Genomic DNA, 13512 nt, shown 5'->3' on the forward strand with positions numbered 1-13512 from the left:
CAGAGGTGGCGCTGCATGGAGACGTTTGCGGAGTGGCTCCGCGCACGGGGCGATGACGAGCTGCGTGCGCTGCTGTCCGCGCGTCCCGAACTGCTCGCCCCCGTCCCCGCCGACCTGACCGCGCTCGCCGCCCGCGCCGCCACCCCGGCCGCGATCTCCCGCGCCCTCGACCGGCTCGACCGGTTCGCGCTCGCCGTCCTGGAAGCCGTCCTGGTCCTCCCGGCCCCGTCCCCGGACGCCCTCGCCACCGCCCTCGACGCCCCCCGCGCCCGGATCGACGACGCCCTGGCCGTCCTGCGCGGCCACGGACTCGTGTGGGGGGCCGGGCCGAACGCGGCGCCCGGCGTCCGGCAGGCCCTCCCGAACCCGGCCGGGCTCGGCCCGCCGGTCCGCGAGGTGTTCGCGGGCCACTCCCCCGAACGCCTCGCCACGCTGGTCGCCGACCTGGACGGGACGGCGCCGCGCGGCTTCCCCGACGCCGACCGGCTGCTCGCCCGCCTCGCCGAGCTGCTCGCCGCGCCCGGCCCGCTGATCGACGACGCCGGCCCGGACGCCCGCGCCGCCCTCGACCAGCTCGCCTGGGGCCCGCCCGTCGGCCGCGTCGCCGACGCCCGGCGGCCCGTCCGCGCCGACACCGCCACCACCCCGGTCGAGCGGCTGCTGGCCCGCGGCCTCCTCGCCGCCGAGGACGACCGCACGGTCACCCTCCCCCGCGAGGTGGCGCTGCACCTGCGCGGCGGCCGGCTGTTCCGGGACGTGCCCGCCGATCCCCCGCCGCTCGCGCCCGCCGAACCGCCGGCGACGTCCGCGCCCACCGGCGAGACGGTCGTGCGGGCCGCCGCCGGGGAGGCCGCGGCCGCCGTCCGGCTCGTCGAGGAACTCCTCGAGCACTGGGGCCTGCGGCCGCCCGCCGTGCTGCGCAGCGGCGGCCTCGCCGTCCGCGACCTGCGCGCCGCCGCGACCCTCCTGGACGTCCCCGAATGGCACGCCGCGCTGCTCATCGAGGCCGCGCTCGCCACGGGCCTGCTCACCCGCAGCGGCGACCTGGACGGCGAGTGGCTGCCCACCCCCGCCTACGACCTGTGGCTGATGCGCGACACCGCCGGCCGCTGGGCCGAGCTGGCCCGCGGCTGGCTGCGCTCGGACCGGGTCGCCGGGCTCGCCGGCGAGCGCGACGACCGCGACCGGCTGATCAACGCGCTGAGCGAGGGGATGGTGCGCGGCACCGCCCCCTCGACCCGGCACGCCGTCCTGCGCGTCCTCGGCGAGGCCGACCGCGGCGCCGTCCCCGACGCCGACGCCCTGCGCGCGCGCCTCGCGTGGCTGCGTCCCCGGCGCGGCGGGCCGCTCCGCGACCGGCTGCTCGGCTGGACGCTCCGCGAGGCCGCGGCCCTCGGCGTCACCGGTTTCGGGGAGCTCGCCCCGTTCGCCCGCGCCCTGCTCGCCGGAGACGACCCCGAACCCGAGCTCGACAAGCACCTGCCCGAGCCGGTCGAGGAGATCCTCATCCAGGCCGACCTCACCGCGATCGCCCCCGGCCCCCTGGTCACCGAACTCGCCCGCGAGCTGGCGCTGACCGCCGACGTCGAGTCGACCGGCGGCGCGACCGTCTACCGGTTCACGCCCGCCTCGGTCCGCCGCGCGCTCGACGCCGGACGCACCGCCGCCGACCTGACGAACCTGCTCGACCGGCACTCCGCCACCCCGCTCCCGCAGCCCCTCACGTACCTGATCGACGACGTCGCCCGCCGCCACGGGCAGCTCCGCGTCGGCTCCCTCACCTCCTACGTCCGCGCCGACTCCGCCGCGATGCTCGACGAGATCCTCGCCGACCGCCGCGCCGACCCGCTGCGCCTGCACCGGCTGGCGCCGACCGTCCTCGCGTCCGGGCTGCACCGGTCCGAGCTGCTGGACGGCCTGCGCGCGATGGGCCTCGCCCCGGTGGCCGAGTCCCCGGGCGGCGGCGTGATCGTCACCCGTCCGGACGCCCAGCGCGCCGACCCGCCGCCCACCGCGGAGATCGTCCGGGTGCGGCAGGATCCGCACGCCGACGACTCGATGATCGCGGCGGCCGTCCGGGCCCTGCGGGCCGGCGACGAGGCGTCCCGGCACGGCGCCGACCGGCCCGCCGCCCCCGGCGGCGAACCGCCCCGGTCCCCGGCGATGGCGACCGTCGAACGGCTCCGCGCCGCCGTCGAGCGGGGCGGCCGCGTCTGGATCGGCTACCTCGACCAGCAGGGCCAGGCGTCCAGCCGCATCGTCGAACCCGTCCGCGTCGAGGGCGGCTTCCTCACCGGCTACGACGCCACCCGCGCCGCCGTCCACCGCTTCGCCCTGCACCGCATCACGGGCGTCTCCGAACTCGACCGCCCCTGAGACCCCCGGCCGGCTACGGCCACGGCGCACCCGACACCCCGCGCGCCCGGGAACGAACCACTCGCGATCCCCGCCACCGCTCCAGCGCGGCCGGAGGGCGCTCCGCGCCCGAAGGCCGCGCTTCTCCCCACCCCGCCGGAACCTCCGCGCGGGTTCCGGCATCCAACGGAATGTCCCTTATAACCGGTAGGTTGGTCCCCCGGCCGGGGTGGGCCGGGAGGACCGCACAGGGAGGGCCGCGTGAGCGGATACGGACCTTCGGGGTGGGACGGCACCCCGCACGGCTCGTCCCAGGGCTGGGACCCGAACGGCGCGTACGGGCAGCCTTACGGCTACGGCCCCGGATACGGGCCCAACGCCGGGTACGGGCCCGGCACCGGGTACGGGCCGCCGGGCATGCCGCAGCGGCCCGCGAGCATGACCAACGCCATCATCGCGCTGGTCTGCAACTGCCTCGTGGTCCTGTCCTGCTGCAACGTGCTGGCCATCCCCGGCATCATCACCGGGGCGCTCGCCGTCCAGCGGGTCGAGCGGCAGCCGGAGTCGGCGCGCAGCCTCACCATGTGGAGCTGGGTGATCTTCGGGGTGACCACCGTGCTCGCCATCATCCTGATCGCGATCCTCATCGCCGCGGACGTCGGCTCCGACCCCGACCCGGGCTACTACGGCGACGGGATCTGATCGGGCACGCGCTCCCGCACCGGCGGTGACGTCCGGACGCTGCGCAGCGCGAGCGACACCGCCAGCCCGGCGGCCATGCCCGCGGCGGCGAGCAGCACCGCGGTCCGGCCGCCGTCGGCGACCGCGGTGCGCAGCGCGTCGCCGGTGCGGCCGCCGGTCCCCGCGTTGGCGGCGACGGTGAGAACGGCGAGGCCGATCGCGTTGCCGAGGTTCAGCGTCATCGACGCCGTCCCGTTCGCGACGCCCTGCCGCTCCGCCGGGACGCCGGTGGACGCGGCGATCCACATCGCCGTCCACACGACGCCCTGGCCGACACCGGACACCACCAGCCCCGGCAGGGCCGTCGCGAACGCCGCCCCGGCACCGAAACCGGCCGCGAGCGCGGCGGTCCCCAGCACGCCGGCGCCGAAGCCGGCCACGAGGGTGCGCCGCGCCCCGTACCGTCCGGCCAGCCGCGCCCCGAGCTGGGTGCCGGACGCGATCGCCACCGACGGCACGAGGAACGCGAGCCCCGTCTCGAGCGCCGAGAACCCGTGCACGTCCTGGAACAGGACGGTCAGGAAGTAGGGCAGTGCCCCGAACGTCCCCATGAACACGAACGTGACGGTCACGCCGACGACCAGGCTGCGGTTCCGCAGCAGCCCGAACGGGAGCAGCGGGTCGGCGCCGCGCCACTCGATCAGGACGAACGCGGCGAGGCTCGCCCCGGCGAGGACGAGCGCGCCGAGCACGGCCGGTTCCGCCCAGCCGATCTCCGGGCCCTGCACGAGCCCGAACACCAGCAGCGTCGCACCGGCCGTCGAGGCCAGCGCCCCCGGGAGGTCGAACCGGCCGGACGTCCCGGCCGGTTCGTCGCGCGGGATCACCAGCAGCGCCGCGACCGCGACGGCCCCGGCCAGCGGCACGTTGACATAGAACACCGCAGGCCACCCGAACGCCTGCGTGAGGACGCCGCCGAGCAGCGCTCCGGCCGTCAGGCCGCTCGCGCCCGCCCCGCCCCAGACGGCGAGCGCCCGGTTGCGCGGCGGGCCCTCCGCGAACAGCGTGCCGATCAGCGCGAGGGTGGACGGCAGCAGCAGCGCGCCGCCGATCCCCTGCACCGCGCGGGCGGCGACGATCACGCCCTGGGCGTCCGCGAGCCCTCCGGCCAGCGAGGACGCCGCGTAGAGCGCGAGCGCGAGGACGAACATGCGGCGGCGTCCGAGCAGGTCGGCCGCGCGGCCGCCGAGCAGCAGGAAGCCGCCCGCGAACACCACGTAGGCGCTCACGACCCACTGCCGGGTCTGCTCGGAGAATCCCAGGTCGGCGGCCAGTTCGGGCAGCGCCACGTAAACGATGTTGATGTCGAGCGAATAGATGAGCTGCGCCGTGGCCAGCAGGGCCAGGGCCCGGCCGGGTCGGCGCACCGTCATGGACGGCATGTGTCTGGACGACCTCTCGGAGGGGGGACGTGGACGTTCGGCGGCCGTCGAACAGTTCGAGAACATACGTACAGTCTGACTGTTCGTCAACTTACGAACAGTCGTACCGTCGCGTAGACTGGCTCCCGTGATCGCCCAGCACCCCGAGCGCGACCAGATCCTGCTCGAGAACGTCCTGTCCGCGCTCGGCAACCCGCTCCGGCTCCGCATCGTGCGCGCACTCGCCGACGGCGGCGAGCAGTCCTGCGGCGTCATCCTCGACGGGGTCTCCAAATCGACGCTCACCCACCACTGGAAGGTGCTCCGCGACAGCGGCGTCATCTGGCAGCGCCCGTCCGGCCGCGAGAACCTCCTCTCGCTGCGCGACGCCGACCTCGAGTCCCGCTTCCCCGGCCTGCTGCCGTCCGTCCTGGCCGCCACCGGACCCGGCTGACCGGGAAGACGCGACCGGGGGCGCGCCGTTGCACGGTTGGGGCCATGCCCGCCATGCCTCGGGTACGGTGCATCGGCGGGACACCCCGAGTTCCGAGCCACGATTCCCGACGGGGGCTGCTTACCTGTGTCCGACGGTCCGCTCATCGTCCAGTCCGACAAGACCCTCCTGCTCGAGGTCGACCACGAGCGGGCCGACGCGTGCCGCAAGGAGATCGCTCCGTTCGCCGAGCTCGAACGGGCGCCCGAGCACGTCCACACCTACCGCGTGACGCCCCTGGCCCTGTGGAACGCCCGCGCCGCCGGGCACGACGCCGAGCAGGTCGTCGACACCCTGATCAAGTTCTCCCGCTACCCGGTGCCGCACGCGCTGCTCGTCGACGTCGCCGACACCATGGCCAGGTACGGACGGCTGCGGCTGGAGAAGCACCCGACGCACGGGCTCGTCCTCGCCTCCTCCGACCGCTCGGTCCTGGAGGAGGTGCTCCGCGCCAAGAAGATCAAGGGCATGCTCGGCGACCGCGTCGGCGACGACGCCGTGGCCGTCCACCCGAGCGAGCGCGGCGCCCTCAAGCAGGCCCTGCTCAAGCTCGGCTGGCCCGCCGAGGACCTCGCGGGCTACGTCGACGGCGAGGCCCACCCCATCGACCTCGCCGAGGACGGCTGGGAGCTGCGCTCGTACCAGCGGGAGGCCGCCGAGGCGTTCTGGCACGGCGGCTCCGGCGTCGTCGTCCTGCCGTGCGGCGCCGGGAAGACGATCGTCGGCGCCACCGCCATGGCCCGCGCGAAGGCGACCACGCTGATCCTGGTCACCAACACCGTCTCGGCGCACCAGTGGAAGCAGGAGCTGATCCGCCGCACGTCCCTCACCGAGGACGAGATCGGCGAGTACACCGGCACCAAGAAGGAGATCCGGCCGGTCACGATCGCCACCTACCAGATCATGACCACCCGCCGGAAGGGCGCCTACGCGCACCTCGAACTGTTCGACGCCCGCGACTGGGGCCTGGTCGTCTACGACGAGGTCCACCTGCTGCCCGCGCCGATCTTCCGGATGACCGCCGACCTGCAGGCACGCCGCCGCATCGGCCTCACCGCCACGCTCGTCCGCGAGGACGGCCGCGAAGGGGACGTGTTCTCCCTCATCGGCCCCAAACGCTACGACGCGCCCTGGAAGGACATGGAGACGCAGGGCTGGATCGCGCCCGCCGACTGCGTCGAGGTCCGCGTCACCCTCACCGACTCCGAACGCCTCGCCTACGCGACCGCCGAGCCCGAGGAGCGGTACCGCTTCTGCGCGACGACCGACACCAAGACCAAGCTCGTCAAGGCGCTCGTCGGCCGGCACGCCGGCGAGCAGACGCTCGTCATCGGCCAGTACATCGACCAGCTCGACGAGCTCGGCGCCCTCCTCGACGCCCCCGTCATCAAGGGCGAGACGCGCGTCCGCGAACGCGAGCGGCTCTTCGACGCCTTCCGGTCCGGCGAGATCGACGTCCTCGTCGTCTCGAAGGTCGCGAACTTCTCGATCGACCTGCCCGAGGCGTCCGTCGCCGTCCAGGTGTCGGGCGCGTACGGGTCCCGGCAGGAGGAGGCCCAGCGCCTCGGCCGCCTGCTGCGCCCGAAGGCGAACGGGCAGGGTGCCCGCTTCTACGCGGTCGTCGCCCGCGACACCCTCGACCAGGACTACGCCGCCCACCGCCAGCGCTTCCTCGCCGAGCAGGGCTACGCGTACCGGATCGTCGACGCCGACGCCGTCCTGTCCGGCGGCGAGATCTGACCCCCGGACGGGACGGCGTCACACCGCAAGCGGACTGTCAGACGGTCATCGCCAGCGTGGGGGCGCCTGGCCCGTCAAGCTCGCCGGGCGCCACTCGTCGCCCGGAGACGGCCAGGAGGAGCGAAAGTGCGGTCCCGCTCACTTCCGGGCCCTCTCCGATCGACAGGTGGGCGTCCGTCGCCGCGAGCCGGACACCGGCCACCAGCTCCCTGGCCCCGCCGAAAGCCGCCGGGGTACGAGCCTGCAGGCGGAGCGATCTGACCACGGCATCCTGCGGGTAGGTGCGGCTGAGCCCCAAGGGCCGGCGGATGTCCTCACCGTGGACGACCTCCTCGACGAGCCGGCTGTCGATCGGCGCCGGAGGCGTCGACCGCCGCGCCCCCACCTGGCGAAGCCGCTCCAACGTCTCCTGAGGTGAGGCACCGCGCTCACGCTCCACACCACGTGCGTTCTGGCGGTGGAAGTCGAACCGCGCCCGGACGAGGCCGAGCACGAACCGCAGACGCGTCGCCCGAGCGGTGTCGACCAGATGGGCGGCCACGTCGTGCACCGTCCAGCCTTCGCACAGCGACGGCACCCGCCACTGCTCGTCATCGAGACGGGCGAGATCATCGAGCAGCGCCGCACGCTCCGCATGAACCATCGGCCAGACGCCTTCTTCCACCCTTGTCTCCTTCACGCGATCAGAGTGTTCGCCGGGTAAGACTCGCGGCACGGCGGAAAATCATCGCCCGTCGCGCACACCGTCGCCCGGAGGTCGGCGAGAGGCTCTGAAAACCGGACGGGCGCCGCGTCAGCGGCCTCCGCCCGGCGCGAGCAGGCCGGACAGCTCCGCCCGCACCCCCGCCGCGTCGCCGAACAGGACCCCGCGGATCCCCACCGCCTCCGCACCCCGCACGTTCTCCTCCCGGTCGTCCACGAACACGACGTCCTCCGGACCGGCCTCGATCCGCGCCAGCAGCGTCCGGTAGATCTCCGGGTCGGGCTTGGCCAGCCGCAGGTCGGCGCTGAACAGCCGATGCCGGAACAGTCCCGCCCACGGACGGGCGTCCACCATGCGGGCCAGCTCGACGGGCGCGTTCGACAGCAGCGCGAGCCGGCCGCCGGCCGCAGCCAGGTCCTCCAGCAGCCCGACCGTCGCCCGGTTCACGTGCCCCCACGTCCGGACGTCCAGCGTCACCAGCACCTCGATCAGGTCGGCGTCCACCGGCGCGCCGAGCCGTCCGCACACGTCCGTCCAGAACTCGGTGGCGGACACCTCCGCCAGGTCGTAGGGCTCTCGCCGCGCCCAGTACACCGGCCAGAACCGTTCCGGCGGCACCCCGGCGGTCTGCGGCAGCAGCGCCCCCGCGTCCTCGGGCGGCGACAGGCTGATGACACCCGCGTAGTCGAACACGATCCACGTCATGTTGACGTTTCTAACACACATCATGTTTGATCGAATACATGGAGAGTTCGGATCGCGTCCTTGCGCTCATCGATCGGTTGCGGACGACCGAGCACGTCACCGTCGCCGACCTGGCCGCCGAGACGGGCGCGTCCGAGATGACGATCCGGCGCGACCTCGACCAGCTCGCCGACCAGGGCGCCCTGCGCCGCGTCCGGGGCGGCGCCGTCAGCCTGCTGCTGCGCGGCGAGGCCACCCCCTTCGCGCTCCGCGTGCACGAGGCCGTCGACACCAAGCGGCGCATCGCCGCGAAACTGGACGAACTGCTCACCGACGGCGAGGCCGTCGTCCTCGACGGCGGCACCACCACCCTCACGATCGCCCGCGCCCTCGCCCGCCGCCGCCTGACCGTCGTCCCCCTCGACATGCACTCCGCCAACGCGCTCACCGGCGCTCCCGACGTCCGGCTGCTGGTCCCCGGCGGCCGCACCACGCCGGGCTCCCTCGCCTTCACGGGCCCGCTCACCGAGGCGTCCCTGGCGTCCCTGCGCGTCGACACCGCCGTCCTCGGCGTCTGCGGGCTGTCCGCCGAGCACGGCCTCACCGCCCACGACCTCGACGAGGTCCCCGTCAAGCGCGCCGCCATCGCCGCCGCGCGCCGCGTCATCGCCGTCTGCGACGCCGCCAAGTTCGGCCGCAGCGGCCTCGGCCTCGTCTGCCCCGCCACCGGACTCGACGCCGTCGTCACCGACCGGACGGCCCCGGACGTGGCCGTCGCCCGCCTCCGCGACGCCGGCGTCGAGGTGCACCTGACCTGACACCGCAGCCCCTGCAGACCGGCCTGCTGCCCGACGTCCCCGATGAAGTCCACCGCCCGTCCGGTCTCATCGGGCCGTGACCGATCGCGTGATCTCGGCGGACGGCACCCGCATCGCGGCCCGGGCAGCACAGCGCCCGAACCGTCCGTGCGCGGCACACCGGGTTCGTCGCCGAGGTCGGTTCCGGCCGGGCAGAGCAAAAGCCGCAGGCCCGCTCACGGGCGCTGCCTGCGGGCGGTCGCGCTGCTTGACCTTGTCGCGACGTCAACGTTTCTACTGGTCCTGACGCCGAACAAGGGAGGTTCGCGATGCTCACGTTGCCATTCGACAGGTCCGATCCGCTCATGCCGCCCGCGGCGTACACCGGCCTGCCGCCGGTCGCGGAGGTATCGGCACCGGACGGACGGCGGGCGTGGCTGGTCACGTCGTTCGACGCGGTCACGCAGGTGCTGACGGACGCGCGGTTCGAGGTCACGCCGCCGGGCGCCGAGGCGGCTGCGGACACGCTGTTGCAGGACGGCGAGGCGCACGCGAGGTTGCGGCGGCTCGTCGCACGGGCGTTCGCGCCTCGGGCGATCGAGGCGCTGCGGCCGCGGATCGAGCGGATCGCGGACGAGCGGACGGCGGCGTTCGCCGAGGCCGCGGAGCCGGATCTGGTGATGTTCGCGGCGGCGATGTCGGCCGGGGTGATCGGTGATCTGCTGCGGGTGTCGATCGGGGATCAGGGACGGTTCCACGCGCTGGTCGGGGCCGTGTCGGGGGACTTCACAGACGAGGCGGCGAAGGCGTGGAACGAGCTGACCGAGATGGCGGGTGACCTCGTCGAGCAAAAACGGCACGCGCTCGGTGACGATCTGCTCAGCGCCTTGATCGGAGTGCACGACGCCCGGGACGGCCGTCTCTCGGCCGGTGAGCTCGTCGGGGTGGTGACGACGATCGTCGCGGCGGGGCACCAGACCGCGCGGAACGCCATCGCGGTCGGGACGCTGCTGCTGGCCACCGAGGGGCGGTTGGCGGGCCTCGCGGCGGCGCCGGAGCAGGACGCGGTGGTGGAAGAGGTGCTGCGGCGGCTGGCGGGACTGATCGCCGAGCCGTTCCCGCGCTGGGCGCGCGAGCGGGTGGAGGTGGCGGGGGTGCCGATCGAGGCGGGGGACCTGGTGATCGTGCGGTTGGAGGCGGCGAACCATGATCCTGCGCGGTTCGAGGAGCCCGGACGGTTCGCGCCGGGGCGCGAGGGCGGGCACGTGTCGTTCGGGCGCGGGCCTCACCACTGCCTGGGGGCGGCCCTCGCCCGGATCGAGTTGACCGCCGCGCTGCGCGCCCTCTCGACGCGGGTGCCGGGCCTGCGGCCGGGTGTCGCGGTCGAGGACCTGGTCTGGCGGCACGGCCTGACGGACGCAGGGCCGGTGGCGGTGCCCGTAAGGTTCTCCTGAGGCCCGCAAAGCGGAGGACGACGGTGGCAGGAAGCCCGGCCAGATTCGTCTAGACGGCGACGCTTCATACCGGGGGCCGGAACGCGGCTGAACCGGCCGCAGGGTGGTCGCCGCCGGGTAGGGAGACGGCATCGTGTTGGTGGGGTTACGGGTGACCTAGGTGTACTTGGTCGTGATCTTGGTGACACCTGACCGGTAGGTACTTTGATCAATGAGAAGACCTCCTGGCGTAGTGGTTTGCGAGCTTCACCAACGACCAGGAGGTCTTCGATGAGCCGCGCTAACGCCCACCTGACCCACCACGGCAGATGCGAGCTCGTTCGCCGTGTCGTGTTCGACGACCGACCCGTCGCGCACGTGGCCGCCGAACTCGGTGTCTCACGTCAGTGCGCGCACCGGTGGGTCGGCAGGTACCGCGACCAGGGCTGGGACAGCCTGGCCGACCGGCCCAGCCCGCCGCGAAGAATGTTCTGGCCGCCGGGCCGGCGGTGTCCGCCTGTGGAGCCGGTGTCAGACCTCAAGGGGAGTCCTCCCGGACGGGGCGGTCGGTGTCGAAGCAGGAAACCCGGCGGGCGACCGCTGGAATCTCCCGCCTTAGGCGGGGAAGTGCGGATGGTACGGGCGTGAACTGGTCGTGGTGGACCGGTGGTTCCCCTCCACCCGCACGTGCTCGCAGTGCGGGACCGTGCACGAGAAGTTGCCCCTTGAGGTGAGGGAGTGGGAGTGCGGCGGGTGCGGCGCCCGGCACGACCGGGACGTCAACGTATTCCAGCATCGTCCGCAGCTGCCGCCGTGCCGCGTCCGAGATCGCGCGGGCGAGGAAATGGTTGCGCACCATGTTGCCGATGCTCAGGTCCTCGATCACGACCACTTGGTTCTCGTGGACGAGCCGGGTGGTGAGCTTGTGCAGGAAGTCGCGCCGCCGGTCGGCGATCCGCGCATGAACCCGCGCGACCTTCCGGCGGGCCTTCTCGCGGTTGGTCGACCCCTTGGCCTTGCGCGCCAGGGCCTTCTGCGCTTTGGCGAGGCGTTCGCGGTCGCGGCGCTCGTGCCGGGGATTGGCGACCTTCTTCCCCGTGGACAGGGTCACCAGCGAGGTGACCCCGGCATCGATGCCCACGGCCGTCCCGCACGGGTCCAGGGGGGTGATGCGGTCCTCGCACAGGATCGACACGAACCACCGCCCGGCCGCGTCCCGCCACACCGTCACCGTGGACGGCACCACGCCCTGCGGCAGCGGACGCGACCAGCGAATGTCCAGCGGACCGCTCACCTTCGCCAAAGTGAGCTCGCCGTCGCGGAACGTGAACGCCGAGCGGGTGTACTCCGCAGAGGCCCGGGACTTCTTGCGCGACTTGAACCGCGGATAGCGTGCGCGCTTGTCGAAGAACGCCGTGAACGCGGTCTGCAGGTGCCGCAGCGCCTGCTGCAAAGGTACGCAGGACACCTCGTTCAGGAACGCCAGCTCACCGGTCTACTTCCACCCGGTCAGCGCCGCCGAGGTATCACCGTAGGACATGCGGCGCCGCTCGCACCGCCAAGCGCGGATGCGTTCCTCCAGGGCCTTGTTGTAGACCAGGCGCACGCAGCCGAACGTGCGGGCGAGCTCGGCCACCTGCCCGTCCGTCGGATAGAAGCGGTACCTGAATGCCCGCTTCACCGTGCATGCCATGCCCGCAACGTAACGACGCGAGTGAGAGGGCCGCAGGCGTTCGACGGATTCGGCGGATTCGCCGGAAAGGTGGTGGTGGACGGTGACCCGCCCCGGGGGCGGATCACCTTTTCCTGTCCTGCTCCGCAGGAGTTTCGTTTCCCCCGGCCTGAAGGCCGGAGTATCCACGAAGGAGTCCTGATGACCGATCATGTGATCTCGACAGACGGCACCCGCATCGCCTTCGACCTCCTCGGCGACGGCCCACCGGTCATCCTGGTCGCCGGCATGTTCTGCGACCGCCGCGCGACCGGCGACCTGGCCGAGGCCCTCGCCGCCCACTTCACCGTCGTCAACTACGACCGCCGGGGACGGGGCGAGAGCGGCGACACCCTCCCGTACGCCCCGGAGCGAGAGGTCGAGGACATCGCGGCGCTCATCGCCGCCGCGGGCGGAACGGCGTCCGTCTACGGCCACTCGTCCGGCGCGTGCCTCGCCCTCAACGCCGCCGCCGAACTGCCCGTCGACCGGCTCGTCCTGAACGACCCTCCGTACGGTGCGGACGACGCGGAGTCCCGCGCCGCCGCCCGCGAGATGGCCGGCAAGGTCGTGGCCGCCATCGCCGAGGACCGGCGCGCCGACGCGATCAAGATGTTCATGACCGCGTCCGGGATGCCGGACGAGATGGCGGCCGGCATCAGCGCCGACCCGTCCATGCAGGCGATCGCCCCGACGATGCCCTACGACTACGCGGTCGTGGGCCACGACGGCACCATCCCGAAGGAGAAGGCCCGCGCCATATCCATGCCCACGCTCATCCTGGCGGGCGGGACCAGCGCCCCGTTCTTCCGCGACGCGGCCGTCCGCCTCGGCGAGATCATCCCGGGCGCCCGCGTCCAGGTCCTCGAGGGCGTCGGCCATGACGCGTCCGCCGAAGCGGTCGCCGAGCCTGTCACCGCGTTCCTCAAGCCCTGATGGGAGCCGCCGGGTCACCCACGCTGGCAGACTCGGTGCCTGGTAGCCGCCGGCGGACGAGCACTCTCAGGCCCTTGATCGTTGGAGTCCTGAGGTCAGGCCGTGCCCCTGCCGGTGGTCCGGGAGATGGACGGTTGATGGGATGACGTGCCCGCCGGTCAACGGCGTGAGCACCGGTCCATCAGCGCCCCACGACCGCACCCGCCCCTCCGGTAACCGCCACCAGGGAACTCGTGGGCCGCACGGGCCGCGTCCCCTCATCCGACCCACGGGCGGTCTGTGCGGTCCGGGACGCCGCGAACCGCGGCTCGGCGCGTCCGTGTCCGGGCGATCACCCGCCGACGTCGGGATGTCCCCCCGCCCAGCTGCACACCCTCGTCCGGGCTGGCCTGTGAACATCCAGCTCCTTCGGCTCCACCGGTGGGGACGGCTCCGCGACGCGGTCGCCGCGCTCCCGGACGGGCCGCGGCGGCCGCCGCCGGCCGCCGCCGGCCGCCGCCGGCTTCACCGACCGGGCGCGCACGACACGCACGCCCCGCGCCCTGCTCGGCGGCACGC

10 protein-coding genes and 3 pseudogenes are annotated in these 13512 nt (G+C 73.6%); 9 read left to right on the forward strand and 4 right to left on the reverse strand.

What is annotated here, in order from left to right:
- Nucleotides 1–15: 15 nt before the first annotated feature.
- Both F7P10_RS13105 and F7P10_RS42290 read left to right on the forward strand, forming a co-directional pair.
- Nucleotides 16–2376, forward strand: coding sequence for a helicase-associated domain-containing protein (locus F7P10_RS13105; RefSeq protein WP_151009596.1), 2361 nt, complete (start codon nt 16–18; stop codon nt 2374–2376).
- A 240-nt stretch (nt 2377–2616) separates the two neighbouring features.
- Nucleotides 2617–3057 (forward strand): hypothetical protein, encoded by a 441-nt coding sequence (locus F7P10_RS42290; RefSeq protein ID WP_176611449.1) that lies wholly within the window; start codon nt 2617–2619, stop codon nt 3055–3057.
- On the opposite strand, the gene F7P10_RS13115 is transcribed toward F7P10_RS42290, so the two are convergent.
- On the reverse strand, nt 3039–4469 hold the full coding sequence (locus F7P10_RS13115; RefSeq protein ID WP_151009598.1) for an MFS transporter: 1431 nt from the start codon (nt 4467–4469) through the stop codon (nt 3039–3041). The genes F7P10_RS42290 and F7P10_RS13115 overlap by 19 nt on opposite strands.
- Before the next feature lie 136 nt (nt 4470–4605).
- Here F7P10_RS13115 and F7P10_RS13120 point away from each other — a divergent pair, with 136 nt between their 5' ends.
- Together F7P10_RS13120 and F7P10_RS13125 are read left to right on the forward strand one after the other, a co-directional pair.
- Nucleotides 4606–4911 (forward strand): helix-turn-helix transcriptional regulator, encoded by a 306-nt coding sequence (locus F7P10_RS13120; RefSeq protein ID WP_151009599.1) that lies wholly within the window; start codon nt 4606–4608, stop codon nt 4909–4911.
- A gap of 126 nt (nt 4912–5037) precedes the next feature.
- Nucleotides 5038–6690 carry a DNA repair helicase XPB gene (locus tag F7P10_RS13125; protein ID WP_151009600.1) on the forward strand — a complete coding sequence of 551 codons (1653 nt, stop codon included), beginning with the start codon at nt 5038–5040 and terminating at the stop codon, nt 6688–6690.
- A 37-nt stretch (nt 6691–6727) separates the two neighbouring features.
- Here F7P10_RS13125 and F7P10_RS13130 read toward each other — a convergent pair whose 3' ends face one another.
- The gene (locus tag F7P10_RS13130) at nt 6728–7354 is read right to left on the reverse strand and encodes a maleylpyruvate isomerase family mycothiol-dependent enzyme (RefSeq protein WP_218040481.1); all 627 of its coding nucleotides are present in this window, start codon (nt 7352–7354) and stop codon (nt 6728–6730) included.
- 129 nt (nt 7355–7483) lie between these two features.
- Nucleotides 7484–8098, reverse strand: coding sequence for an HAD family phosphatase (locus tag F7P10_RS13135; protein ID WP_151009601.1), 615 nt, complete (start codon nt 8096–8098; stop codon nt 7484–7486).
- 38 nt (nt 8099–8136) lie between these two features.
- On the opposite strand from F7P10_RS13135, the gene F7P10_RS13140 reads away from it, so the two are divergent.
- From F7P10_RS13140 to F7P10_RS13160, 4 genes and pseudogenes are all read left to right on the forward strand, one after another.
- Nucleotides 8137–8895, forward strand: a complete 759-nt coding sequence (locus F7P10_RS13140; protein ID WP_151009602.1) for a DeoR/GlpR family DNA-binding transcription regulator — start codon at nt 8137–8139, stop codon at nt 8893–8895.
- 308 nt (nt 8896–9203) lie between these two features.
- Nucleotides 9204–10328, forward strand: coding sequence for a cytochrome P450 (locus F7P10_RS13145; protein WP_151009603.1), 1125 nt, complete (start codon nt 9204–9206; stop codon nt 10326–10328).
- 270 nt (nt 10329–10598) lie between these two features.
- Nucleotides 10599–10796: pseudogene (locus tag F7P10_RS44285) on the forward strand (leucine zipper domain-containing protein); the annotation flags it as partial.
- A 136-nt stretch (nt 10797–10932) separates the two neighbouring features.
- Nucleotides 10933–11091 (forward strand): annotated as a pseudogene (locus tag F7P10_RS13160) (zinc ribbon domain-containing protein); the annotation flags it as partial.
- Here F7P10_RS13160 and F7P10_RS13165 read toward each other — a convergent pair.
- A pseudogene (locus F7P10_RS13165) lies at nt 11092–12000 on the reverse strand (RNA-guided endonuclease InsQ/TnpB family protein); the annotation flags it as partial.
- 180 nt (nt 12001–12180) lie between these two features.
- Between F7P10_RS13165 and F7P10_RS13170 the strand changes: the two are divergent.
- Nucleotides 12181–12954, forward strand: coding sequence for an alpha/beta fold hydrolase (locus F7P10_RS13170; protein ID WP_151009604.1), 774 nt, complete (start codon nt 12181–12183; stop codon nt 12952–12954).
- Nucleotides 12955–13512 lie beyond the last annotated feature (558 nt).

Origin of the sequence: Actinomadura sp. WMMB 499 (genome assembly GCF_008824145.1) — a bacterium.
Taxonomy (GTDB): domain Bacteria; phylum Actinomycetota; class Actinomycetes; order Streptosporangiales; family Streptosporangiaceae; genus Spirillospora.